Here is a 25190-nt window from a genome sequence, read left to right as displayed (position 1 = left end):
TGCACGTGGAGCTAACAAAGGATGTTGCATATCAAGCGATTGCTGAGTTTTTTACAGACAAGCCGTTTGTATTATTTGGCACAGGAACTTCATGTGCACTTGATCTGAGTTTTGGGATGCCAGCTCTTGAGCGCCACCTTCGAGCCGAGCTTGCTCATGGAATGAGCGAAGTACAAGAACAGCAATGGCAGCAAGTGGTCTCTGCTCTTGATGCTGGTAGTCATGATTTTGAATCTGCAATGGACTTCATCAAAGATGAGGCTCTGACCAATCGAATAGTCGAACTTACTGCCAGTTTTGTTGCGCACCACGATAATGCTTACGCTCACTCAATCATGTCAGGCTCATGCGATTGGCCTGCTGGCTCACTATTGAAAAAGCTGGTTGAAGCTTTGCCGCAGGCTGATAAACAACTTCACGTCGCTACACCAAATTACGATTTGCTGGCTGAATACGCCTTCGTCCGACACAAAATCCCCTACATTACCGGGTTTCACGGTGGTTTCCTTCGGCGTTACGACTGGGCTGAGGCAAAAAAGTCTGTTCAATCCATTCAGAAAGCTCTTGGTAAGACAAGGCCGCCATTACGAATTGTTGAGTGCAAGCATATCCGACTACACAAGCCACATGGTTCGTTAAATACATTTGAATGGGAAGCTCAGCTTATTGAATGTAACAGCTGGATACTCAACAAGCCTGACGGCGTTGTACGAGCCATGATCACTCCAGGTACGGCCAAATATCAACGATTACACAAGGACAGAGCGCAGCTAGCTGAGTATGACACCGCTGTAGGAAACCATACTAGCTTCCTATTTTTGGGGTTTGGCTTTAACGATTCCCAGCTTGTTAACAACGCATTTAGACAAAAGCTTGAACAAGACCAATGCCGTGCTTTGGTGATCACTCGGGATTCGAACCTAAGAATTGAAGAGTGGCTAGATAAATGTCCGAACATGTGGCTCATCTGCAAACAGGCTGACTCAGAAAAAAGCAGGATCTACAACTCAAAGTATAAAAACTGGCTACATATTGATGACAAGGAATTATGGCGTTTTGACGCTTTTACCAACGAATTTTTAGGAGGGTAACATGGCACTTTTTACTTTCAATGATGACAGCTATACACTTGGCAACATCCGTGAAGTTGACACCCGAAAAGTAACCATTCTGGTTAACAGTGATAAAGATCTGCGTAAAGCCAGAGTTGGGCAGCTTGTAACTGTGCAACTCAGCGGTGCAACTGAATGTTGGCTGATTGGCATGATTGATAAAGTCATCAAAGCGGTAGTCACTCAGCCAGTTACGCTGGAAATAGACGAAGATGATGCTGACGAGATAGATGCTTTTGAAGATAGTGTAGTCAATACAGTTAAGATCACGCTGATGGGTGCAGCCCGCTGGGATGCAATCGCTCAAAAATATAAGTTTTCACGATCGCTTGATCACGTCCCTGAAATCGACTCAACCTGCTACGTGCTTAAAGACTCTCACCTAGAAGAATTCATGCGAGTGATCTCTGAGTGTGGCGATGGAGAGCACTCGCTGGAACTTGGCTCTTATAAGCTTAATGAAAACGCCCGCGCTTATGTTGATGGCAATAAACTTTTCCAGCGGCATGCCGCTTTGCTTGGCAGTACCGGCTCTGGTAAATCATGGACGGTTGCCTCTATTTTGGAAAGAAGCTCGCAGCTACCGTCTTCAAACCTTGTTGTATTCGACTTGCATGGTGAATACAAGGAACTTTCTTATGCTAAGCAGCTAAGAGTACCAGGGCCGGATGAGGTTGACGTAGAGGATGACTCACTGCTTTTTCTGCCGTATTGGTTGCTCAATTCAGAAGAGATTCAATCATTATTCGTTGATCGCAGCGAGTTCAGTGCACATAACCAAGTGGTGGTTGTGCAAGATGCCATAACAGAGCAAAAGAAAGCATTCTTACAAGCGCATGGTCGAACCGATCTGTTGCAGTCTTTTACTCTAGACAGTCCGATTCCATACTCCTTAGATGAAGTTATTGGAAAGCTTAAATATCTAAACGAAGAGAAGGTTGAAGGATCACGAGGCCCCAAAAACGGCCCATTCAATGGCGAATTTTCTAGACTGTTAGTTCGCATGGCCAGCCGCTTGAATGATCGTCGCTACGGATTCCTATTTAATAGTCCGGATAAATACAACCAATACGATTCATTGAGTATGATTGCTGAAAAATTGATGGGTTTTGGCAATCAAAAGCAAAGCATTAAAGTAATCGACTTCTCAGAGGTTCCTGCTGACATACTGCCAGTCATCATTGGCCTAGTTGCTCGTATTATCTATCAGGTTCAATTTTGGACTGATCCGAATAGCCGCAGACCAGTTGCTTTTGTCTGCGATGAGGCTCACCTATATCTACCAAGAAAAGAAGGCAACCCAGTTGAGCGCAGAGCGGTCGAAGCATTTGAGAAAATAGCTAAAGAAGGTCGAAAATATGGCGTTGCACTCATGATTGTGAGCCAACGGCCTTCAGATGTAAGTGCCACCATTCTAAGCCAGTGTAACAACATCATTTCATTGCGTTTAACGAACGCGGATGACCAAGCAACTGTTCGAAAATTACTACCAGAAAGCCTAGAAAGCCTCTTAGAAGCATTACCCATCATGGATGTTGGCGAAGCCATGGTTGTAGGAGACTCGGTACTGCTGCCGAGTAGAATAAAAATTGATCCTCCTACTGAAAAACCATTGAGCGCAACAATAGATTTCTGGTCTCGTTGGCAAGAAGACGTTACCAATGCTGATTTTGCATTGGCTGTAGAAAACATGCGCAGACAAAACAGAACAAAGCCATAACCTGAAGCTGCACCTCGGGTATCAGGGGTTGAAGAGAGATAACAAATGACACAATACACACCCAAATTTCAGGAAGAATACAGTGCCAAGTTACCGGCTCTGACGTTATTGACCAACCTCGGGTGGTCGTTCCTCTCTCCTGTACTACATCGAAAAGCAATGAATAAAAATTATTATTGCCATGCATACAGACTCAGGTTCAAACTGAAAAATAAGGAGTGTTTCTCATGGAATTAAATATTGAGCATATTAAAAAAGCGTACCTCTTCGTTAAGAGCTACGCATACCATGAGAACCTTAATCTGTTTCTTAAACAACGAGTGGCAGAGTTCGAGACCTGCCACACTGAACTGGATGAGGTGTTTGAATCCATAATAGAGGTCGTTGATCAAGAAAACCCTTGTAACCAAAAGTATTTCAAGGATTGGCTGAAAAGTATTAACTACCACTTGCTACCAAAGCTTGTAGAGCGCAACGAAGACAAACCAAGCCAGAATACAGGATTATTCATTAGTAATGTCCGTGATTCTGAGCAATATCAGGTTTCCAAAGTTAACTACTTCATCAATGCTCCGGTAGAAATCCATATCATTGAAATGCTGTGGTGTCTGTTTGTTGGCCCTGCTCTTGAGAAAGGCATGAGCAAGGACAGCTATGGAAATCGGATGCACTCCTCGGCTCTTAACTTTTCAAAAGATAGTGACCTTTCCGGCCAAGAGGTCTTCAGGCGGTATATCGACCAATACAACCAATGGCGCGATCAGGCCTTAGAGGTTGCAACTCAAGTATCTAAGAATGGCGATGATGTGGCACTTTTATCGCTCGACTTGAAATCATACTTCTATCATGTGGATTTAGATTTTGAAAACATTGAAGCTGAAATTGAAAATCACTATTCAAACAATGCCCAACTCACAGAGTTTGCGTTAAAGCTTAACCTTGCATTGGAAGCAATTTACACGCGTTACCAGCAAGTTATCGCACCTAGAATCAAGCAAACTCATATTAAGTGCAAAGATAAAAAGTGTTTGCCTATCGGTATGGCGTCAGCATCCATCATCGCCAACTGGTATCTTTCAGAATTTGATTTTTCTATTGGTGACGATGTTAGGCCTGCCTATTATGGTCGCTATGTCGATGACATTATAATGGTCTTCAAACGTCCTAAGTTTGATGTAGAAAACCCAATACCATCATTTGTAAATAATTATTTAAGTTCTGTGCTCACAGCAATCGGCGATAATACCGAATATGTAATATCAGTTGCTGACAATACGTTGCCAATGCAGCAAGATAAGCTCATATTGCAGTTCTTTGATAGGGAGCATAGCCGCGCCGGATTGGAGGTCTTTAAGCAAGAGCTTGATGAAAGAAGCAGCGCATTCAAATTTTTGCCAAGTGATCATATTGACAAAGAACTCGACAGATTTGCATACGATGTACTCTACGATGGGTCTGCCAATAAGTTACGCAGTATTGTTGGACTAGCTGAAAATGAGACAGAACTAGCAAAGTATCTATCCAGCCATATAACGGCTCATCGACTTTGCAAACTAAACAATAGAGATGTGGTTCTTCCACAACTGAAGCAGTTCTTTAAGGGACAGAACGCACTTCAATTTTTCCGTTTATGGGAAAAACTCTACCAATACTCGGTAATTACCAGAAATTACGGATTTGCTTCTTTCTTTTATCAGTATGTTGAAGCCGAAATAAACAAGATTATTGGCATTATGCCAAACTCTAGGAAGCCTTCCGATCGGTTTACTAAGAAGCTAAATGAAGACCTTCATTTATACAACCAGATTGCGTTGGCAATTACCACCGGGCTGTTGGATATAAAGAACCTTTCTGGTTTCTTCTGGCCATCTATTCCTCATACCAGTGCATTTCATAAGCATAAATCAGAGTTAAATGAATTGATTACATATGCATCTGATATCCATCATTTTGCATGGCAGTTAAGATGCTCAAACTTAATTCGCCACCATCTCGTCGCTTGGCCACTGGCTAACTACTCTAGTCAAGAATCTGATCTAACTTTAGAGAATGATTTCACAAGCAATGAGAATGTTTCTTTAGATGAGAACAAACTTACTCATTCGCCCCGTTTTATACACTTCGACGAATGGCAGCTCTTTCATTTGGGAAAACATCTCGCCACCGAGAATGATTTGAATGGCTGGTTAACAGAAACTATATATGCCTATAAGAATCGATTCTTTGGGCACGAATTTCCTGTTGATTTTACATCTGAAGATGCAGACACCGCTGGAATTGTTAAATCCAGCCTATCGGTTTCTGACAAGGAGTCTAAAGACCAGATTAACTTGGCAATCGCAAATCTTAGAGTAAATGAAGAGGATATCAGTAGTGCTGTCCGTCGAGATCGACAGCCAAACCTTAGCTTTAAACGTCAGGAGGACCTTTATAGCATCCTAAATTCGGCTCTTTATGAGAAAGCGGATCTATTGGTGATGCCTGAAGTGGCCATACCTGTAAGTTGGCTTCCATTTATGGTGTCATTTTCACGTAGACATCAAATTGGTCTTGTTTTCGGACTTGAACACTGGGTATCGAATGACGTCGCATATAATTTGATCATAGAAGCGCTGCCATTTAGAGTGTCTGGCAAGTACAAGTCCTGTGTAATGACAGCTCGCGTAAAAAATCATTATGCTCCTGCCGAACTAGAGCTTTTAGAAGCAGTACGGCTTAAGCCTGGCAATCTTGTACTCAAGCAAAATGCCTATTACCACAAAGTATCGTGGCGTGGTTTGTCATTTGCGACATACAACTGCTTCGAACTATCAGACATCACCCACAGAGTTTTATTCAAATCACAAATAGATCTTCTATTTGCATGTGTTTGGAATAAAGACACAAATTACTATCAACATATTCTGGAGTCCGCTGTCCGGGATCTGCATTGCTACACAGTTCAAGCAAATACCTCGCAATATGGGGGGTCTTGCGTATTGAGACCAACCAAAACCGAGAGTAAAACAATGCTTTATGTCAAAGGTGGCGACAACCCTTGTGTACTGACTACGAAACTCGACATTAGGGGGCTTAGGGATTTTCAATACAAATCAAAGCCAGGCTCAAAAGATTATTTTAAACATCTCCCCCCAGGTTATGACAGCGATTCGGTACTCAGTCGATGAACTTACTGCACCTCGGGTATCAGGGGTTGAAGAGAGATAACGAATGACACAATACACACCCAAATTTCAGGAAGAATACAGTGCCAAGTTACCGGCTCTGACGTTATTGACCAACCTCGGGTGGTCGTTCCTCTCTCCTGAACTCGCGTTAGCTGCCCGTGGTGGTAAGGCCGATGAAGTGGTTTTACGCCAGGTGTTGCGAAGTGAGCTTCAAAAGCGCACTTTCATCTTTGCCGGTAAAAGCTACCCGCTCTCTGAAAAGGCTATCGACAACCTGATCGCAGAGGTGTGCAGCCCGGCGCTTAACGAAGGATTGTTAACGGCTAACGAACGCCTGTACAACCACCTGCTGTATGGTATCTCCGTCACTGAGTTTGTGGATGGCAAAAAGGCCAGCCCGACCGTTGCGCTAATTGATTGGCAAAACCCAGCCAATAACAGCTTTGTATTCACCGAAGAGTTTACCGTTACCCGCTCGGGCGGCGTGGAAAACCGCAGACCGGATATTGTCTGCTTTGTGAACGGTATTCCTCTGGTTGTAATTGAGGCGAAACGCCCAGATGGCAATACGAAAAAGGGCCCCACCATTGACGAAGGCATTTCGCAAAGCCTGCGTAACCAGCGCCATGACGAAATCCCGTTACTGTTCTCCTATAGCCAAATGTTGTTATCCATAAACGGCAACGAAGGCCGCTATGGTACCTGTGGCACACCCGCTAAGTTCTGGGCCGCCTGGCGTGAAGAAGACATCTCTGATGCTGAGATGTACGCCATCAAAAACAAAAGACTCAAAGATGAACAGTTAGCAGGCCTATTCAGCCACCGTCCGGCAAAAGACCTGGATTGGTACCAGAGCCTGACCGCCGCGGGGGAGCTTGCTGTGACTGGTCAGGATCAATTACTGATCAGTCTATTAAGCCCTGCCCGGTTGCTGGAGATGACCCGTTATTTCACCTTGTTCGATAAAAAGGCTGGCAAAATCGTCGCCCGTTATCAGCAGGTGTTTGGTATCAAGCGACTGATTGAACGCATCAATACCCGCAGCGTCACCGGGGGCCGTGAAGGCGGCGTGATCTGGCATACCACGGGGTCGGGTAAGTCATTTACTATGGTGTTTCTAAGTAAGGCGCTGATCCTACACGAAAGCCTGAAGCAATGCCGTATTGTGGTGGTGACTGACCGAGTAGATCTGGAAACCCAGATGAGCAAAACCTTTGCATCTGGCGGCGAGCTGGCCGGGAAGAAAGACAAAGAAGCGGCGATGGCAACCTCGGGCAAACGCCTGGCCGAACAGATTGGTAAAGGCACGGAGCGAATTATCTTCTCGCTCATCCAGAAGTTTAATACCGCTACCAAAATGCCGGAGTGTGTGAACAACAGCTCTGACATCATTGTGCTGATTGATGAAGGCCACCGCAGCCAGGGTGGTGAAAACCACATCCGTATGAAGCAGGCGCTGCCTAATGCTGCCTTTGTCGCCTTCACTGGCACACCACTGTTAAAAGACGACAAGACCACTAATAAGTTTGGCCCCATTGTGCACGCTTACACCATGCAGCGCGCGGTGGAAGACCAGACGGTGACACCGCTGTTGTACGAAGAGCGTATTCCCGACCTGGATGTGAATGAACGCGCCATCGACAGTTGGTTTGAGCGGATTACCGAAGGCCTTTCTGGCGAGCAAAAGGCCGACCTAAAGCGCAAGTTTGCCAAGAAAGGCCAAGTATACGGTGCGGATGACCGCATTCGTTTGATTGCCCTGGATATTGCCAACCATTTCGTAAAGAACATCGATGAAGGTTTGAAAGGCCAGTTAGCCTGCGACAGCAAAGCCTCGGCTATCAAGTACAAAAAGTATCTGGACGAAGCAGGCTTGTTTGAATCTGCCGTGGTGATGAGCCCGCCTGATAGCCGTGAAGGTAACACTGCTGTCGATGAGGCCACCACACCGGAAGTGACCCAGTGGTGGAAAGACAACGTGGGTAGTCAAGATGAACAGGCTTACACCAAGCATCTGATTGAGCGCTTCGACAAAGATGATTCTCTGAAGATACTCATCGTGGTTGATAAGCTGCTTACCGGCTTTGATGAACCTAAAAACGCTGTCTTATATATCGACAAACCCCTAAAAGAGCACAACCTGATCCAGGCGATTGCACGGGTAAACCGCCTGCACCCGAAAAAGAAATTTGGTCTGCTCATCGACTATCGCGGCATTCTGGCGGAACTGGATACCACCATCCAAAAATATCAGGATCTGGCCTCCCGTACTCAGGGCGGTTACGACATTAACGATATTGCTGGCCTGTACAATCAGATGAGTACCGAGTATAAGCGCCTGCCACAGTTGTATAAGCAGCTATGGGCCATATTCGATGGCGTGAAAAACAAGAGCGACATTGAGCAATTGCGTCAGGTACTGGTACCAAAGATTGAAGAGCGTGGCGGCGAGCTCGTTGACGTGCACCTGAAAGTGCGAGAGGACTTCTACGAAGCCCTGACGGCCTTCGCCAGCTGCTTGAAGGTAGCGCTGCAATCGGCTACCTTCTTTGAAGACAAGAGCTTTAGCGACCAGGATCGTCGTCACTACAAAGAAACAGTGAAGCAATTTTCCAGCCTGCGCCAACTGGTTCAGCAAGATGCCGGTGAGAGGATTGACTACGACGAATACGCCGAACAAGTGAAAAAGCTGCTGGATAAGCATGTGGTGGGTGTCGAGGTTAAAGAGCCTGGTGGCGTGTATGAAGTGGGTAAGATGGGGCAAAAGCAACAGCCTGAAGACTGGAGCGAAGATAAAACCCGCAACGAAACCGACATCATCAAAACCCGCGTAACCCGCATGATTGAACAAGAGCTACGGGATGACCCTTACGCTCAGGAAGCGTTCTCAAAACTGCTGCGACAAGCCATTGAAGAGGCCGAAAAGCTATTCGACCACCCACTGAAACAGTACATGCTGTTCCGTGAATTTGAAGAGCAAGTTCAAGACAGACGCTTGAACGACATACCCGATGCCTTTGCTGGGAATCGCCATGCTCAGGCTTACTTTGGTGTGTTCAAGAAAGTGCTGCCTGAAGCTCTAGCTGTGCTCGACAACCAGGTTCAGGATAAGTGGGTAAAAGTTGCCTTTGAAATTGACCAGGCGGTAGAAAGCTCTGTCGCGGAAAACTCCATCAATCCACAGAACATCGAAGCCGATATTCGTAAAAAGCTACTACCGCGCATGTTCCAGGAGTGCAAAGCGATTGGGGGCGGAATGGATCAGGCCAAGAAGATTGTTGAGATGATTGTTCAGATCACTCGGGTCGGGTTGAACGGTGCTTGAACGGAACTAACCAGATGAATGTGCCGATTAAACCTCAAAGTCAGACCATGAGTTTCCGCTACGGTGACGAGCAGATTACGTTTGAGCGAGTTAAGCGCCCGCAAGCCACTGGCAAGGTGTTAATTAAGGTTCATCCCGATTGTCGAGTAATCGCATCGGCTCCTGAGGGGGCTGAGAGCGAAGCCGTATTATCTGCTGTTAAAAAGCGTGGACGTTGGATATACGAACAGCTGAGAGATTTCCGCAAGCAGCTTGAATTCACCACTCCTCGGCAATTCATCAGTGGCGAGAGTCATTACTACCTAGGGAAACAGTACCTGCTGAAAGTGATTGAAGCGCCGGAGCAGGCTCAAGGCGTGAAACTACTACGTGGCAAGTTGGAAGTTTCTGTAAGAACAAAATCCGCTGACAAGGTTAAAGAGTTACTTACAGATTGGTACAAAGTGCGGGCTAAGGAAACCTTCGCCAAGCGCCTCGATGCGATGCTGGAACAAGCCCTTTGGGTAGAGGAACGACCACCTCTGCGCATACTGACCATGCAAACCCAATGGGGCAGTTGTTCACCCAATGGCCGCATCACCCTGAACCCACACCTGGTTAAAGCGCCTCGTGAGTGCATTGATTATGTGATTTTGCATGAGCTTTGCCACATCGCCGAACATAACCACAGCGAGCGGTTCTATCGGTTATTGGGTCAGGTAATGCCAAGGTGGGAAAAGACGAAAGAGCGGTTGGATGGGATGGCTACTGTTATCGCAAATTGATTACTGAATTCATAGGAGCAAATAAATGCACGACTACGCAACAGCTAACCAGAAATCAAATCGGAAACTGACACCCTCAAAGCTTCAGATATCTGATAGATCTTGGTGAGGGTAATGTTCTGATCTCCTCGTTCAATGTGTCCCATATAACTACGGTCGATCCCTGCAAGATCAGCCAACGCTTCCTGAGATAAACCTTTCTCTTTTCTCGTTTGACGAACTTTTTCACCAAAAGCGACCAAGCGCGGATCTTTCATAATTGCTCTGCCTAAAAGACAGAACTATCACCAAATGCAGTCTATATCACCACGGGATATATCGCTCATTTTGCATTAATCTGATATTACGATTTCAATACACTTGGATAACAACATGAAGCTAAACACTTTGATTCACCGGCAAGGTGGCTTTTGCTTTTACTGTAGAAAGCCGCTTCTTGAGCGTGATGCATCTATTGAACACATCATTCCAAGCTCAATGGGGGATTACCAAGGATTTACCAACCAAGTTGCATGCTGCACACTCATGAATAGCATTCTGCAAGACTTACCACCAAAGCATAAAATAGAACTGCTTTTGAACTGGTGGGGACGGTCACCTTGTCCAAAGGATATGGCACTTTCCCTTAAAGAAATCGAGAAGCAGCGACAGAACATACTAAATTCAAGTTTTAATGAGCCAATCTACGGCTATAAAGATGGTGGCTTAATAACAGCCGATGAAAATGTAATCTTGGAAGTACCGGAGGAACTTGATGAACTCCGTTTTAAAAAAGAATAACCGTTTGCCTAGATGCTTGAGTGGACTTTGTCAAATCAAGAGAAGATAACATAGTGTTGCATTACAAGGTTTACACCGCTGTTGTTCACTCTTTATCAGCAGGAATATTTAGCTGTTTCTCATCCTGTCGCCATATCGGGTAAGTTCAGGCTTTAAAGAACTAGATGTTTGCCAGTAAAGAGCAGATCAGAGCAAACATCATACTTATAGTTCTGCAAGAAAGTTTATTAACTAAGAAACCTGATGTCTATATAGTCACCACATAACCCGGTACGATAATCCGTGTCTATATAACCCGTACATCATCGCCCTCATCAATGTGCTGATAATAAGGCGCCCCTTCAGGAGCAGCGTGGTTAAAATGGGCTTCCATATCTTGGCGCACCGTCGGATCGGCATTCTCATTGATGGTGAGACTTGCCGAAGTATGCTGTACAAATAAATGTAATAAACCGACATTTAGTCTTTTGATTTGCGGCAATTGTTGTTCAATTTCATCAGTGATCAGATGAAAACCACGTGCTCGTGGGCGTAACTGGATGGTGTGCTGATGCCACATAAAGCCCGCTCCTTAAGTGTATTGGCAAAGTGAAGGTTTAAGGGTAAGGTGAGCGACAGAAATTACCAGACAAAAATGAGTGACGGTCGGTGTTTACGTGACCTATCGCAAAGTGGGTGTCAATGAGTTCGCTCATAATGATGCACTGAAAATTAATTACATGTGATTCCGGCGCGGAATACTCATTTTTAACCTATTCTTTTTGCTTAAATCGGGGATTCCAACGTTAAAGCTCCGCCTTTAGCGTATTGGAATAAAACCACAGTAACATCGGGATAGATGCCATGTTGAAAAATATCAATCCAACGCAAACCCAAGCTTGGAAAGCGCTGACCGCGCATTTTGAATCTGCTCAGGATATGGACCTCAAAGCACTTTTTGCGCAAGACAGCGAGCGTTTTGCCAAATACTCTGCGCGCTTTGGTCAGGACATTCTGGTCGATTATTCGAAAAACCTAGTGAATGCGGAAACGATGCAACACTTGTTTGCGTTGGCTAAAGAAACGGATCTGCAATCTGCCATCACCGCGATGTTTAAAGGTGAAGCGATCAACCAAACGGAAGATCGTGCGGTACTGCACACTGCGCTGCGTAATCGTAGCAATTCACCTGTGTTGGTGAACGGTGAGGATGTAATGCCTGCAGTAAACGCTGTGTTGGCGAAAATGAAAGCCTTCTCTGAGCGTGTGATTGGCGGTGAGTGGAAAGGTTTCACCGGCAAGGCGATTACTGATGTCGTTAATATCGGCATTGGTGGCTCCGATCTCGGTCCTTACATGGTCACAGAAGCTCTGGTGCCTTATAAGAACCATTTGACCATGCACTTTGTGTCAAACGTCGATGGTACACACATGGCGGAGACACTGAAAAACGTCGATCCTGAAACCACCCTCTTCTTAGTGGCTTCCAAAACTTTCACTACCCAGGAAACCATGACCAACGCCCACACGGCGCGTGATTGGTTCTTGAAAGCGGCAGGAGATGAAGCACATGTTGCTAAGCACTTTGCGGCGCTATCAACCAATGGTAAAGCGGTGGCTGAGTTTGGTATCGACACCGACAACATGTTTGAATTCTGGGATTGGGTAGGCGGTCGTTACTCACTGTGGTCAGCGATTGGTCTTTCTATCATTCTGTCTATCGGTTACGACAACTTTGTCGAGCTGCTAGCGGGGGCGCATGAAATGGATCAGCATTTCGTGAACACGCCGTTTGAAAGTAATATTCCGGTCATTCTTGCGCTGATTGGCATTTGGTATAACAACTTCCATGGTGCTGAATCTGAAGCGATCCTGCCTTATGATCAGTATCTGCACCGTTTTGCCGCTTACTTCCAACAAGGCAACATGGAATCGAACGGTAAGTATGTTGACCGCGATGGTAACCCAGTGACTTACCAAACGGGCCCAATCATTTGGGGTGAACCCGGTACGAACGGCCAGCACGCTTTCTATCAGCTTATCCACCAAGGCACTAAGCTGATCCCATGTGATTTTATCGCGCCAGCGGTGAGTCATAATTTGGTTGGCGATCATCACCAAAAGCTGATGTCTAACTTCTTCGCGCAAACCGAAGCCTTAGCCTTCGGAAAATCTGCGCAAACCGTGCAAGCGGAACTGGAAAAAGCGGGTAAATCGGCGGCAGAAATTGCAGCGTTAGTGCCGTTCAAAGTGTTTGAAGGTAACCGCCCAACCAACTCGATTCTGGTTAAGCAGATTACGCCACGCACGCTGGGTAACTTGATTGCGATGTACGAACACAAAATCTTCGTGCAAGGTGTGATTTGGAACATCTTCAGTTTCGATCAATGGGGCGTGGAACTGGGTAAGCAACTGGCGAACCAAATCCTGCCTGAGTTAGCGGATAGCGCAGCCGTGACGTCACATGACAGCTCGACCAACGGTTTGATCAACGCCTTTAAAGCGTTTCGTGCCTAATTACGCCGAATAAACAATTGATAGACAAGGCCTTACCTGTGCAGTAAGGCCTTTTTCTTGTCTTTGAGTTTCTCTGTACGTGGCGAAGTTCCTTTTTTGTATTGCCATTGAAAGTTCATTTTTCCTACCGATTTGGTCATAAAACAGACATGCAGCAGGGTTTAACTAAACGCACTGTCAGAGTGATAGGGCTTATGCTGGTATGTCAGAAACGGCCATTCAGACTAAAACACAAGCACGTCAACGCAAGGTGTTTGCTCACCACCATGTTCAACACTATCGCTCGCAGTTAGAGCGCCGGATCTCCCACTCACCTCAATTTCGACAGGGCAAAGTGATCAACGCTATGCCTCATATTACCGCTACACCATCATGGTGGCAGACAGCTTGGAGTTACTTTGGGGGGAGAGCTCAGCTCAAGCCTAATGCTCAGTTGCCCGTAGCACCTCTCAACCTGCAAGCGTTGCAAACACGCAGCCAGGCACTTCGAGTCACTTGGCTTGGACACTCTAGTTTGTTTATTGAAGTCGATGGGCTACGAGTATTGACCGATCCGGTGTTTGATTACGCTTCGCCTTGGATTGCGAAAGCGTGGTTTGCCAGAAACCTGCCTAATAGTGGTGTGCGGGAGCAGTTACCACTGCCGGATGTGATTGTGATCTCTCACGATCACTATGATCATTTAGAGCAGGCCAGTGTTGTCTATTATGCCGCGCATTCGGTCACCTTCTATGTTCCGCTGGGTGTCGGGCAGCATTTGATTCGCTGGGGAGTCTCCCCTGAACGAATTATCGAATTCGATTGGTGGGAGCAGATAAAACGAGAAGGCGTCGAGTTTATCTGTACTCCAGCTAATCACAATTCAGGACGTTATTATCTCGATCATAATGCGACCTTGTGGTGTTCATGGGTCATAAAAGGCCATCAAGAAACACTCTATTTCAGTGGTGATAGTGCCTATGATACACATTTTGCAAAGATTGCTGAGCGCTGTGGGCCGATTGATTTGGCTTGTCTAGAAGTGGCCGCCGATGTTAAGCAGCACCAAGGTTATCCCGTTGAAAATTGGGGACACATGCAGGCGAAACACACAGTTCAAGCTTTTTGGGACTTACAAGCCAAAAAACTGCTGCCGATTCACTGGGCGACTTACGAGTTGTTTACCCACCAATGGGATGAGCCGATTGCCGATCTGGTTAAGCATTGCCAAGAGCAGTCGATCACTTTGCTAACCCCTATGGCAGGAGAAAGCCTAACCATGGCAAACCACAGTGCAAGCCACGCTTGGTGGCAAGGTTTAGAAACTGATGAGCCCATGAGTGGTGCTCGATATTGGCAAATGGGCTTAGCGTGTTCTTTATTATTGCTGCTGATGGTGGTGTAAATGTCACCCCCAGTGCTCGGGGATAGCAGAGAAAACAAAACCGGACAAATATGTCCGGTTTAATCAAGATCATTGAGAGCGATGAACTAACAGTGGCTGCCAACGTGAGCGCTGAATTACTCGAAACAGATTTCGATAAACGCATTGCCCCAAGGAGAAGAAAACGGCATCAGTATGATTGCCCCTTCACACTTATGACGAATTGTGTGTCCTCGGCCGGAGACGACAACGGGGGTCGCCATATCAAAATCAAAGCCGCTTTCTGCCAAAATTCGCTTCGCTCCACCTGTGACCATATTGGTGATCTCGCCGACCATATCAGTCACTTCTTCATTTAAACCATTCGGACGCTCACCCAGCATATTTTGCATGATTTCCAAAGCAAGGCTCTCGTCAAAAGTGATCGACATAGAACCGCGCGTCGTTGGGCCAATCATGCCGATCAGACCAGAAACATCGCCGCGAGCGATTTCGTCTTTTTTAATCCGTGGTTTTTGTGGCTTCAACTCAAGGGAAGCCATGGTTTTCAACACGTTCATCAAAGACGCTAAAAACGGGTTTACAAATTCAGCGCGCATAACCTTCTTCTATTGTTGCTTCTTCTCTTTCGAGAGACAGGTCTGACAAACCCCATGTGATTCGATGACATGGTTGCTTATCGTAAAACCGTGTTTCTCCGCGTTACTTGCTAGCAAGGCTACCAGACTATCATCCCGAGATTCAATCACGTTACCGCACTGGTCACAAATCAACAGATGTGAGAAGTGCTTATGAGCGTTACATGAACAGCAAGAGATAAAGCTGTTAGTCGACTCTACTCGGTGAATAAAGCCTTGTTCTAGCAAAAAATCCAGTGCTCGATATACAGTTGGAGGTTTAGCTTGCGGTTCACTTTTTTTCAGATCTTCCAGCAGTTCATACGCACTTGATGAGCGTTTACTGGCACAGATCAGCTCAAACACAGTTTTACGCTGTGATGTGAGGCGAACCCCTCTTGCTGCACATATTTCTTCAATTTGCTTGGTTAGCTTGTTGTCCAAAACCATCACCATCACTGTTGGACTTTAGTAATAATATACTATGTCGAGATGAATATCGTTGACCGACAAAATAAAATCCACATGAAAGTAGATGCGAGGTCAACTCATCCTGTTGAATAGACGTAAATTACCTTATCTTGCTCAAAAACGATACTGTTAAGCTTATTAGTTGTGGTAAGGAAATCGTGGCAAGCCGACTAAGATCAAGCTTATTTGGCTCACGAAACCTGCTGGTTGGGCCCATTTACTGTAAAAGCGATTTACTGAACAAGGCATGGCGCTCACGCTAAGTTGCGATTAAAATGCCGGACTTCGATTTTTCGCCACCGTGCGGTGGTTGTTTTTGACTGAAATGGGGACGTTCACCTATGACTCACTCATGCAGACTCTCAGTTGCTCCAATGCTTGATTGGACCGACCGCCACTGCCGTTATTTCCACCGTCTGCTCTCTGCGCAGACTCTGCTGTACACCGAAATGGTGACGACTGGCGCGATCATCCATGGTCGTGGCGATTTTCTGGCGTACAACCAAGAAGAGCATCCTGTAGCGCTACAGTTTGGTGGTTCCAATCCGAAGGATTTAGCGCATTGTGCCAAGCTGGCTCAAGAGCGAGGCTATGATGAAATTAACCTCAACGTCGGCTGTCCATCCGATAGGGTGCAGAATGGCCGCTTTGGCGCTTGTCTGATGGGCGAGCCGGACTTGGTGGCGGAGTGCGTCGCCGCCATGCGTGCGGTTGTCGACATTCCGGTGACGGTCAAAACACGTATCGGTATTGATGATCAAGATTCGTACGAGTTTTTAACTCAGTTTATCGCCACGGTTGCGGAAAAAGGTGGCTGTGAGCAATTTACTATCCATGCACGTAAAGCTTGGTTAAGTGGTCTGAGCCCGAAAGAAAACCGTGAAATTCCCCCACTGGATTACCCACGAGCGTACCAGATCAAACGTGATTTTCCGCACTTAACCATTGCAGTTAACGGTGGGGTGAAGAGCTTGGAAGAAGCGAAACTGCATCTGCAACATCTTGATGGTGTGATGATCGGTCGAGAAGCGTATCAAAATCCGTATTTACTGGCTGAAGTGGATCAGCAGATTTTTGGCTTAGAAACGCCTGTGAAAAAGCGCTCACAAGTCATCCATGAAATGATGCCTTATATTGAGCGTGAACTTTCACAAGGCACCCATCTTGGTCATATGACTCGCCATATGTTAGGACTGTTCCAAAATATGCCGGGTGCACGCCAATGGCGACGCCATATCAGTGAGAATGCGCACAAGCCTGGAGCGGGATTGGAAGTGGTTGAACAGGCGTTGGCTAAGATCCCTTACCAAGAGTTAGGTGTGTAAAAAACACCAAACATTAGCGAAAATGCTTACTGTTTTTTGATAAGCCAAGTGAGATGACGTCGCTTGGCTTATTTTTTCTATCTTAATCAAATGGTTGGCTTCTTTGTAAAGTTGGCGTGAAAACTGCAAATTCACAATGAATGACGCAGAGGAGTGCTGATGATGTTTGAATTAATCTTTATTTTTGTCTTTGCCGCTACACTATTGGTCACTGGCATCACTTTAATGAGTGTATTCGGTGCGATGGCGTTGGCTTTTTTGATCATGGCGCTGTTTGGCATGTTGGGCATAGTATTAAAGTTACTGCCTTGGTTACTGGTGGTATTGGTGGTGGTTTGGCTGATGCGCGATAAAGCGAAGGCTGCACGTTAGGAGATGACAAAACCCTATATCGAGAATAGGTTTGTGTTACCATCATCGCCTCAAAAATATTGAATTGAAATCGAACGGAGCATAGTTCATGAACCGAACTGCATCGGCGGCGCTGGTCACCGCACTGATGGTCATGCCTTTATCGGCCTCTGCCGCTGAATCATTTTATACTGCGTCAGTGGGCGCTGAGATGTGGTTAGCGAGCACGAAAATTGATAATACTCGTCGTGATGATGCGAACGCGCCTAACCTTTATTTTACGTTTGAGCACGGTTTTCCTTACCTGCCGAATGTGGGCTTGCGTTATACCAATTTAGAAGCGGATTTCGCTTCGTTCGATAAGATCGATTACACCTTTTATTATCCATTGCTCAATCGCGAATTGATGAAGTTCGATGCGGGTATCACTCTAACCCAATATGCGAACAGTGATTACCGTGCGCCAGATGCCCGTCGCTACGATTTTGATCAAACCACGTTTAACTGGTATGCCAGCGCCGAAATTACCATTCCTCATACGCCTTTTGATGTGATTGGTCAGTTTGATTTTGGTAACAATAGTGACCTGAAATCATCCGATGTGATGGCTGGCTTGCAATACCATCTGCCGATCCGAGCGGGAGACCTCGCATTCAAAGCGGGCTATCGAGTGGTAGATCTTGAGTTCACTGAACTGGCTAAGCAGTCCACCGATGTAAAGCAATCTTTTGTTTTTGCCGATGGTTGGTTTGTGGGGGCTCAATTTAGCTTCTGATGAATTTCTCATTATTGAGTTTTTTGCTAACCAATACGTTTTAAATGAGCCACAAGTTGGCTCATTTTTACTATTTGGACCATGCTTAGTTTTATCAATAAGCCAAGGATGGAAAGCAAAATGACGATTCCGGAGTTAAGAGAGCTATATCAAACCCAGCAGCTCGTTGAGGCCATTATTGAGCCCTCCTTTCAAGAAGGGGAATGGATTGTCGAATTTCGCCATCAAATGGGGGGATTCGTGCTGCTCACCGATGAAAATGGCGAAGAGTGTCGTTATATCGATCTCGATAGCGCTTCGCAATCCGCCATGGCGGTTGGGTTTCGTCAAGTTCGGATTGAAAACCAGTAGCGAGATGGTTAAGTCAAAAAGTTATAAAACATTCACATCTATTCTTTCTTGTTATTAAAAAGAGTGATTAATCTATCGTCATGCAATGAATAGGGAAGTCGTGACGATGTCTACAGGAAACACTTTACCCCCGGCGCTAGCGGCACTCGCTAGTCCGTTAAATGATGCACAGCTCAATCAACTCCAACAAACCGTAACCCAACTGAATGCTCAGCAATTAGCTTGGGTCAGTGGTTATTTCTGGGGATTGAGTCAATCCAATGCATTGAGCGTTCCACACATTTCCGCTGGGCAGACTGCGTCTGCTGCTTCGGGTAAGCTGACGATCATTTTCGCTTCGCAAACGGGAAATGCGAAAGGCGTTGCTCAGGCGTTATTGAAAGAAGCGCAAGCTGCAGGTATTCAGGCCCAGTTATTTGACGCGAGCGATTACAAAGGCAAAGACTTAGCCAAAGAAACCCATGTAATTTTTGTCGCCTCAACCAATGGTGAAGGTGAAGCGCCGGATAATGCACTGGCACTGCATGAGTTTCTCAAATCCAAAAAAGCCCCCAAGCTGCCTAATCTTAAATATGGCGTCTTAGGATTGGGGGATTCCAGTTATCAGTTTTTCTGCCAAACCGGCAAAGACTTTGATCAGTTTTTAGAAAACCTTGGGGCGCAACGTCTGGTTGAGCGCTTAGATGCGGATGTCGATTATCAGGCTGCAGCGACCGAGTGGCGCAAGCAAGTCCTGTCTATTTTGAAAGATGAGCTGACAGGAGCCGCGGCAGTGACGAGCGTGGCTACTTTCGCAGTGAGCCAGACAGCTGAGAGTCACTACAGTAAAGAGCAACCTTACACGGCGAGCTTATCGACGAGCCAAAAAATTACTGGCCGTGATTCAGGCAAAGATGTACGCCACATCGAAATTGATTTGGCCGATTCTGGCATCACATACCAACCGGGTGATGCATTAGGTGTGTGGTATGAAAACCGTCCACAGCTGGTTAATGCCCTACTCGATAGCGTAGGACTTTCTGGTCATGAAGAAGTACAAGTGGATGGCGAAACGCTTTCTCTGCATTCGGCACTGACTCATCATTATGAAATTACTGCAGCTAATCCGCAGTTGGTGGCGCAATTTGCTGAGCTTGCACAAAGCGAAAAGCTCACCTCTTTAGCCCAAGATAAAGAGGCACTGCGTGAATACGCGACGCGTACGCAAGTGATTGATGTGTTGCGCGAAGAAAAAGTCACCCTTTCCGCGATTCAACTGTTATCACTTCTCCGTCGTTTAACGCCGCGTCTTTATTCGATTGCCTCTAGTCAAAGCGAGGTGGGGGAAGAGGTGCATCTGACGGTTGGGGTGGTCGAGTATGAGTATGAGGGAGAGCAACGCTTGGGTGGTGCATCCAGCTTCTTAGCTCATCAATTAGAAGAGGGCGCTCCGGTTAAAGTCTTCGTCGAACACAATAACAACTTCAAATTGCCGAGTGATGATAATGCGCCGCTGATCATGGTTGGCCCAGGAACCGGAATTGCCCCTTTCCGTAGCTTCATCCAAGAGCGCGAAAACCGTGGTGCAGCAGGAAAAAACTGGCTGTTGTTTGGTGACCGCACTTTTACCCAAGATTTCCTCTACCAAGTCGAGTGGCAAAAGTACCTGAAGTCTGGTGTGTTAAATCGCTTAGATGTGGCTTTTAGTCGCGACCAGCACGAAAAGGTATATGTGCAGCATCGCCTTTTAGAACAAGCAGAGTTGGTATGGCAATGGTTACAAGAAGGCGCTTACTTCTACGTATGTGGTGATGCATCACGCATGGCGAAGGATGTGCACCAAGCATTAATTACTGTTGTCGAGCAACAAGGTGGCTTGAATCGTGAGCAAGCTGAAGAGTATGTGAGTGAACTGCGTAAAGCAAAACGTTATCAAAGGGATGTCTACTAATGAGCGCAAATCAAAACCCATCAGTACAAGAGGTGCTTGGCGAAGTGCTCGGCCCATGGTCGGATAATGAACGCCTAAAGCGCGAGAGTCATTTTCTACGTGGGACGATCGAGCAAGATCTGCAAGATCGCATTACCGGCGGCTTTACCGCGGATAACTTCCAGCTCATCCGCTTTCATGGCATGTATCAGCAAGATGATCGTGATATCCGTGCTGAGCGTAGCAAGCAGAAGCTTGAGCCTTTGCATAATGTCATGCTCCGTGCGCGTATGCCGGGAGGGATCATCACTCCTCACCAGTGGCTCGCGATCGATAAGTTTGCAACTGAACATACTCTGTACGGCAGTATCCGTTTAACCACACGACAAACGTTTCAGTTTCACGGTGTGCTTAAGCCGAATATCAAACTGATGCATCAAACCTTAAACAGCATTGGTATCGATTCGATTGCGACCGCAGGGGATGTGAACCGTAACGTATTGTGCACCTCTAACCCCGTGGAATCTGAACTGCATCTGCAAGCCTACGAGTGGGCAAAAAAGATCAGTGAACACCTACTACCGAAAACACGCGCTTATGCCGAGATTTGGTTGGATGGCGAAAAGATCGAAGGACCCGATGAAGAGCCCATTTTAGGTTCAAACTATTTGCCGCGTAAGTTCAAAACGACCGTTGTGATCCCGCCACACAATGATGTGGATGTGCACGCCAATGATTTGAACTTTGTCGCGATTGGTGAAAATGGCCAGTTGGTCGGTTTTAACGTGTTGGTGGGTGGGGGCCTTGCGATGACGCACGGCGATACTTCCACCTATCCGCGTCGTGCCGATGACTTTGGTTTTATTCCTCTGGAAAAAACCTTGGAGGTGGCGGCTGCAGTCGTGAGCACGCAACGCGATTGGGGTAACCGTTCTAACCGTAAAAATGCCAAAACCAAGTACACCTTAGATCGTGTCGGGGTTGAGGTATTCAAAGCCGAAGTTGAAAAACGCGCGGGAATTGCGTTTGCACCAAGCCGAGCTTATGAGTTTACCAGCCGTGGCGATCGGATTGGTTGGGTTGAAGGCATCGATGGCAAACATCATTTAACCCTGTTTATTGAAAATGGCCGCTTATTGGATTTTCCGGGTAAGCCACTGAAAACGGGTGTCGCTGAAATTGCTAAGGTGCATCAAGGCGATTTCCGGATGACGGCTAACCAAAACTTGATTGTGGCTGGTGTGCCAGCGGATCAGAAACAGCACATTGAGCAGCTCGCACGTGAACATGGCTTGATTGATGATGGTGTGAGTGAGCAGCGCATCAATTCTATGGCGTGTGTCGCCTTCCCAACTTGTCCATTGGCGATGGCGGAAGCCGAGCGTTTTCTCCCTTCTTTTGTCACAGAAGTGGAAGGTATTTTGGCAAAACATGCGTTACCAAAAGAAGAGAACATCATTTTGCGTGTGACGGGCTGCCCGAATGGGTGCGGTCGAGCCATGTTGGCTGAGATTGGCCTAGTCGGTAAAGCACCGGGTCGCTACAACCTCCATTTAGGCGGCAATCGAAATGGAACGCGCATTCCTAAGATGTATAAAGAAAACATTACCGATACGCAAATCCTTCAAGAAATTGATGAGTTGGTGGGACGTTGGGCTAGCGAGCGTCTGGACGGTGAAGGATTTGGTGATTTCACTATTCGTGCAGGCATTATCGAAGAGGTAATCATCTCGAAGAGGGATTTCTATGCCTAATCGTACCGTTCCAACACTAGAAGAGTTACTAACGCTAAATAAGGTGCAGCAAACGCTGCGCCTAACGGAAGTCAATCAACATCTGGAATCCCTCAGCGCGCAAGAGCGCGTCGTATGGGCTCTAGAAAATCTGCAAGGCAATCATGCACTGTCATCGAGCTTTGGTATCCAAGCCGCAGTGATGCTTCATTTATTAACTTCAGTGAAAAGTGATATTCCCGTTGTACTCACCGATACCGGCTATCTGTTCCCCGAAACCTATCAGTTTATTGATGAGCTGACTGAGCGCCTCAATCTGAACCTAAAAGTTTACTCAGCGCCTGTATCAGCGGCTTGGCAAGAAGCTCGCTATGGAAAGCTATGGGAGCAAGGTGTTGAGGGAATCGAACGCTACAACCAGATCAATAAAGTAGAACCGATGCGTAGAGCGTTGGATGAACTCAACATTGGCACTTGGTTCTCGGGCTTACGACGTGAGCAGTCACAATCACGAGCAAGCTTACCGATTTTATCGGTACAAAATGGCGTGTTTAAATTCCTGCCTGTGATCGATTGGACCAATAAAGAGGTGCACTATTATCTCAAGGATAATGATCTGCCTTACCACCCACTTTGGGAACAAGGTTATCTTTCGGTAGGTGATACACACACCACTCAGAAATGGCAACCGGGGATGAGTGAAGAGCAAACTCGCTTCTTTGGTTTAAAGCGTGAGTGTGGGTTACACGAAGATAATAACGATACACATCAATAAACGCGTTCATTTTCTATTTACACATAATAAAGAGAGGCTGCCGTGATGTAGCCTCTTGCTTTATCTCAGCCTACAAATGAATAACTCTGTGGATAAGTTATCATCAAGGTCTGAGTAAAGTTGGATAAATAAGCCATTGCGCGCAAATGCAGCGGTTAAGCGCTATTTCTATAAATTTTCTCAAAAAACACTTGCCAGTGTGAAGCGGATCTCTATAATGCGCCCTCGTTGACGCAGCAAGGGCTCACAGCCAAATCGATGCCTCAACAGGCCAGAAAAGAAAATTGAAAAAAGTGTTTGACACAAAATCGATTCTCGCTAAAATGGCCGCCTCTTCTGAAGCAGACCGCCAAGAAGAACGCTCTTTAACAATGTAAACCAATCAATCTGTGTGGGCACTCGTTGATGATAATCAAAAAAGATTTATCAATGAACTGAGTGACCATTTGAATGAGCAATCATTCAGCACAGTCAATTCAACATTACTTCGCTTTTTATTAAGCAAAGAATGTAATCAGTATTCATTGAGCCGAAGCGAAAGCTTCACAAAACTTTTAATTGAAGAGTTTGATCATGGCTCAGATTGAACGCTGGCGGCAGGCCTAACACATGCAAGTCGAGCGGCAGCACAGAGGAACTTGTTCCTTGGGTGGCGAGCGGCGGACGGGTGAGTAATGCCTGGGAAATTGCCCGGTAGAGGGGGATAACCATTGGAAACGATGGCTAATACCGCATAACCTCGCAAGAGCAAAGCAGGGGACCTTCGGGCCTTGCGCTACCGGATATGCCCAGGTGGGATTAGCTAGTTGGTGAGGTAAGGGCTCACCAAGGCGACGATCCCTAGCTGGTCTGAGAGGATGATCAGCCACACTGGAACTGAGACACGGTCCAGACTCCTACGGGAGGCAGCAGTGGGGAATATTGCACAATGGGCGCAAGCCTGATGCAGCCATGCCGCGTGTATGAAGAAGGCCTTCGGGTTGTAAAGTACTTTCAGTAGGGAGGAAGGTGGTTAAGCTAATACCTTAATCATTTGACGTTACCTACAGAAGAAGCACCGGCTAACTCCGTGCCAGCAGCCGCGGTAATACGGAGGGTGCAAGCGTTAATCGGAATTACTGGGCGTAAAGCGCATGCAGGTGGTTTGTTAAGTCAGATGTGAAAGCCCTGGGCTCAACCTAGGAATCGCATTTGAAACTGACAAGCTAGAGTACTGTAGAGGGGGGTAGAATTTCAGGTGTAGCGGTGAAATGCGTAGAGATCTGAAGGAATACCGGTGGCGAAGGCGGCCCCCTGGATAGATACTGACACTCAGATGCGAAAGCGTGGGGAGCAAACAGGATTAGATACCCTGGTAGTCCACGCCGTAAACGATGTCTACTTGGAGGTTGTGCCCTAGAGGCGTGGCTTTCGGAGCTAACGCGTTAAGTAGACCGCCTGGGGAGTACGGTCGCAAGATTAAAACTCAAATGAATTGACGGGGGCCCGCACAAGCGGTGGAGCATGTGGTTTAATTCGATGCAACGCGAAGAACCTTACCTACTCTTGACATCCAGAGAATCTAGCGGAGACGCTGGAGTGCCTTCGGGAGCTCTGAGACAGGTGCTGCATGGCTGTCGTCAGCTCGTGTTGTGAAATGTTGGGTTAAGTCCCGCAACGAGCGCAACCCTTATCCTTGTTTGCCAGCACGTAATGGTGGGAACTCCAGGGAGACTGCCGGTGATAAACCGGAGGAAGGTGGGGACGACGTCAAGTCATCATGGCCCTTACGAGTAGGGCTACACACGTGCTACAATGGCGTATACAGAGGGCAGCGATACCGCGAGGTGGAGCGAATCTCACAAAGTACGTCGTAGTCCGGATTGGAGTCTGCAACTCGACTCCATGAAGTCGGAATCGCTAGTAATCGCAAATCAGAATGTTGCGGTGAATACGTTCCCGGGCCTTGTACACACCGCCCGTCACACCATGGGAGTGGGCTGCAAAAGAAGCAGGTAGTTTAACCTTCGGGAGGACGCTTGCCACTTTGTGGTTCATGACTGGGGTGAAGTCGTAACAAGGTAGCGCTAGGGGAACCTGGCGCTGGATCACCTCCTTACACGATGGTTATCGTGATGAGTGTCCACACAGATTGATTCGGTTTAGATTAGAGAAGA

General features: G+C 46.6%; 19 protein-coding genes, 1 rRNA gene and 1 pseudogene. 17 read left to right on the top strand and 4 right to left on the bottom strand.

Annotated elements, in window-relative coordinates; translation table 11 throughout:
• Positions 1–5 precede the first annotated feature (5 nt).
• From F0316_RS12075 to F0316_RS12050, 5 genes are all read left to right on the top strand, one after another.
• Positions 6–1091: an SIR2 family protein gene (locus F0316_RS12075; protein WP_172626024.1), complete on the top strand. Its 1086-nt coding sequence runs from the start codon at positions 6–8 to the stop codon at positions 1089–1091.
• 1 nt (position 1092) lies between these two features.
• Entirely contained in the window at positions 1093–2832 is a 1740-nt protein-coding gene (locus F0316_RS12070) for an ATP-binding protein (protein WP_140080426.1), read from the top strand.
• A 227-nt stretch (positions 2833–3059) separates the two neighbouring features.
• Positions 3060–5999, top strand: coding sequence for a reverse transcriptase domain-containing protein (locus F0316_RS12060; RefSeq protein WP_149560507.1), 2940 nt, complete (start codon positions 3060–3062; stop codon positions 5997–5999).
• A gap of 43 nt (positions 6000–6042) precedes the next feature.
• Positions 6043–9324 carry a type I restriction endonuclease subunit R gene (locus tag F0316_RS12055; RefSeq protein ID WP_149560506.1) on the top strand — a complete coding sequence of 1094 codons (3282 nt, stop codon included), beginning with the start codon at positions 6043–6045 and terminating at the stop codon, positions 9322–9324.
• Positions 9325–9338: 14 nt separating this feature from the next.
• On the top strand, positions 9339–10088 hold the full coding sequence (locus F0316_RS12050; RefSeq protein ID WP_149560505.1) for a M48 family metallopeptidase: 750 nt from the start codon (positions 9339–9341) through the stop codon (positions 10086–10088).
• A 44-nt stretch (positions 10089–10132) separates the two neighbouring features.
• Here the strand turns inward: F0316_RS12050 and F0316_RS12045 are convergent, their stop codons facing one another.
• Positions 10133–10345: a helix-turn-helix domain-containing protein gene (locus F0316_RS12045; RefSeq protein ID WP_000654747.1), complete on the bottom strand. Its 213-nt coding sequence runs from the start codon at positions 10343–10345 to the stop codon at positions 10133–10135.
• A gap of 115 nt (positions 10346–10460) precedes the next feature.
• Between F0316_RS12045 and F0316_RS12040 the strand changes: the two genes are divergently transcribed.
• Positions 10461–10868, top strand: coding sequence for an HNH endonuclease (locus tag F0316_RS12040; RefSeq protein ID WP_057567653.1), 408 nt, complete (start codon positions 10461–10463; stop codon positions 10866–10868).
• 301 nt (positions 10869–11169) lie between these two features.
• Here the strand turns inward: F0316_RS12040 and F0316_RS12035 are convergent.
• Positions 11170–11427, bottom strand: a pseudogene (locus F0316_RS12035) (secondary thiamine-phosphate synthase enzyme YjbQ); the annotation flags it as partial.
• Between the two features lie 284 nt (positions 11428–11711).
• On the opposite strand from F0316_RS12035, the gene pgi reads away from it, so the two are divergent.
• Positions 11712–13364, top strand: a complete 1653-nt coding sequence (pgi, locus tag F0316_RS12030) for a glucose-6-phosphate isomerase (protein WP_000916642.1) — start codon at positions 11712–11714, stop codon at positions 13362–13364.
• A gap of 202 nt (positions 13365–13566) precedes the next feature.
• Positions 13567–14748, top strand: a complete 1182-nt coding sequence (locus tag F0316_RS12025) for an MBL fold metallo-hydrolase (protein ID WP_000004745.1) — start codon at positions 13567–13569, stop codon at positions 14746–14748.
• Between the two features lie 116 nt (positions 14749–14864).
• Here F0316_RS12025 and F0316_RS12020 read toward each other — a convergent pair whose 3' ends face one another.
• Positions 14865–15326, bottom strand: a complete 462-nt coding sequence (locus F0316_RS12020; RefSeq protein WP_001200951.1) for a chemotaxis protein CheX — start codon at positions 15324–15326, stop codon at positions 14865–14867.
• Positions 15327–15335: 9 nt separating this feature from the next.
• Complete coding sequence (gene zur / locus F0316_RS12015) at positions 15336–15800, bottom strand: zinc uptake transcriptional repressor Zur (RefSeq protein ID WP_000245564.1); 465 nt, start codon at positions 15798–15800, stop codon at positions 15336–15338.
• A gap of 356 nt (positions 15801–16156) precedes the next feature.
• Here zur and dusA point away from each other — a divergent pair, with 356 nt between their 5' ends.
• The 9 genes from dusA (at position 16157) to F0316_RS11970 (ending at position 25132) form a co-directional block, all read left to right on the top strand.
• A complete protein-coding gene (gene dusA / locus F0316_RS12010; protein WP_001884460.1) occupies positions 16157–17140 on the top strand; it encodes a tRNA dihydrouridine(20/20a) synthase DusA in 984 nt (327 codons plus the stop codon).
• Positions 17141–17299: 159 nt separating this feature from the next.
• The gene (gene pspG / locus F0316_RS12005) at positions 17300–17512 is read left to right on the top strand and encodes an envelope stress response protein PspG (RefSeq protein ID WP_000971084.1); all 213 of its coding nucleotides are present in this window, start codon (positions 17300–17302) and stop codon (positions 17510–17512) included.
• 88 nt (positions 17513–17600) lie between these two features.
• The gene (locus F0316_RS12000) at positions 17601–18266 is read left to right on the top strand and encodes a TIGR04219 family outer membrane beta-barrel protein (RefSeq protein WP_001082167.1); all 666 of its coding nucleotides are present in this window, start codon (positions 17601–17603) and stop codon (positions 18264–18266) included.
• On the top strand, positions 18232–18390 hold the full coding sequence (locus F0316_RS11995) for a hypothetical protein (RefSeq protein WP_001918194.1): 159 nt from the start codon (positions 18232–18234) through the stop codon (positions 18388–18390). Before F0316_RS12000 ends, F0316_RS11995 begins: the two co-directional genes overlap by 35 nt.
• A complete protein-coding gene (locus F0316_RS11990) occupies positions 18387–18617 on the top strand; it encodes a hypothetical protein (protein WP_000154955.1) in 231 nt (76 codons plus the stop codon). Before F0316_RS11995 ends, F0316_RS11990 begins: the two co-directional genes overlap by 4 nt.
• A 106-nt stretch (positions 18618–18723) precedes the next feature.
• Complete coding sequence (locus tag F0316_RS11985; protein WP_000103469.1) at positions 18724–20547, top strand: assimilatory sulfite reductase (NADPH) flavoprotein subunit; 1824 nt, start codon at positions 18724–18726, stop codon at positions 20545–20547.
• Positions 20547–22280, top strand: a complete 1734-nt coding sequence (gene cysI, locus F0316_RS11980; RefSeq protein WP_114709430.1) for an assimilatory sulfite reductase (NADPH) hemoprotein subunit — start codon at positions 20547–20549, stop codon at positions 22278–22280. The genes F0316_RS11985 and cysI overlap by 1 nt, the downstream gene beginning before the upstream one ends.
• Positions 22273–23034, top strand: a complete 762-nt coding sequence (locus F0316_RS11975) for a phosphoadenylyl-sulfate reductase (protein ID WP_001133785.1) — start codon at positions 22273–22275, stop codon at positions 23032–23034. The genes cysI and F0316_RS11975 overlap by 8 nt, the downstream gene beginning before the upstream one ends.
• 555 nt (positions 23035–23589) lie before the next feature.
• Positions 23590–25132: ribosomal RNA gene (locus tag F0316_RS11970) — 16S ribosomal RNA — on the top strand.
• The last annotated feature ends 58 nt before the right edge of the window (positions 25133–25190 follow it).

The sequence above is a fragment of the Vibrio cholerae genome (assembly GCF_008369605.1).
GTDB classification, from domain to species: Bacteria; Pseudomonadota; Gammaproteobacteria; order Enterobacterales; family Vibrionaceae; genus Vibrio; species Vibrio cholerae.
This window is presented reverse-complemented; position numbering and strand designations above follow the sequence as displayed.

Excerpts from the sequence above, each read along its gene's own strand:
- F0316_RS12070 (WP_140080426.1), top strand. The coding sequence starts at position 1,093 with ATGGCACTTTTTACTTTCAATGATGACAGCTATACACTTGGCAACATC.
- F0316_RS12060 (WP_149560507.1), top strand. The coding sequence starts at position 3,060 with ATGGAATTAAATATTGAGCATATTAAAAAAGCGTACCTCTTCGTTAAG.
- F0316_RS12055 (WP_149560506.1), top strand. The coding sequence starts at position 6,043 with ATGACACAATACACACCCAAATTTCAGGAAGAATACAGTGCCAAGTTA.
- F0316_RS12050 (WP_149560505.1), top strand. The coding sequence starts at position 9,339 with ATGAATGTGCCGATTAAACCTCAAAGTCAGACCATGAGTTTCCGCTAC.
- F0316_RS12045 (WP_000654747.1), bottom strand. The coding sequence starts at position 10,345 with ATGAAAGATCCGCGCTTGGTCGCTTTTGGTGAAAAAGTTCGTCAAACG.
- F0316_RS12040 (WP_057567653.1), top strand. The coding sequence starts at position 10,461 with ATGAAGCTAAACACTTTGATTCACCGGCAAGGTGGCTTTTGCTTTTAC.
- pgi (WP_000916642.1), top strand. The coding sequence starts at position 11,712 with ATGTTGAAAAATATCAATCCAACGCAAACCCAAGCTTGGAAAGCGCTG.
- F0316_RS12025 (WP_000004745.1), top strand. The coding sequence starts at position 13,567 with ATGTCAGAAACGGCCATTCAGACTAAAACACAAGCACGTCAACGCAAG.
- F0316_RS12020 (WP_001200951.1), bottom strand. The coding sequence starts at position 15,326 with ATGCGCGCTGAATTTGTAAACCCGTTTTTAGCGTCTTTGATGAACGTG.
- zur (WP_000245564.1), bottom strand. The coding sequence starts at position 15,800 with ATGGTGATGGTTTTGGACAACAAGCTAACCAAGCAAATTGAAGAAATA.
- dusA (WP_001884460.1), top strand. The coding sequence starts at position 16,157 with ATGACTCACTCATGCAGACTCTCAGTTGCTCCAATGCTTGATTGGACC.
- pspG (WP_000971084.1), top strand. The coding sequence starts at position 17,300 with ATGATGTTTGAATTAATCTTTATTTTTGTCTTTGCCGCTACACTATTG.
- F0316_RS12000 (WP_001082167.1), top strand. The coding sequence starts at position 17,601 with ATGAACCGAACTGCATCGGCGGCGCTGGTCACCGCACTGATGGTCATG.
- F0316_RS11995 (WP_001918194.1), top strand. The coding sequence starts at position 18,232 with ATGGTTGGTTTGTGGGGGCTCAATTTAGCTTCTGATGAATTTCTCATT.
- F0316_RS11990 (WP_000154955.1), top strand. The coding sequence starts at position 18,387 with ATGACGATTCCGGAGTTAAGAGAGCTATATCAAACCCAGCAGCTCGTT.
- F0316_RS11985 (WP_000103469.1), top strand. The coding sequence starts at position 18,724 with ATGTCTACAGGAAACACTTTACCCCCGGCGCTAGCGGCACTCGCTAGT.
- cysI (WP_114709430.1), top strand. The coding sequence starts at position 20,547 with ATGAGCGCAAATCAAAACCCATCAGTACAAGAGGTGCTTGGCGAAGTG.
- F0316_RS11975 (WP_001133785.1), top strand. The coding sequence starts at position 22,273 with ATGCCTAATCGTACCGTTCCAACACTAGAAGAGTTACTAACGCTAAAT.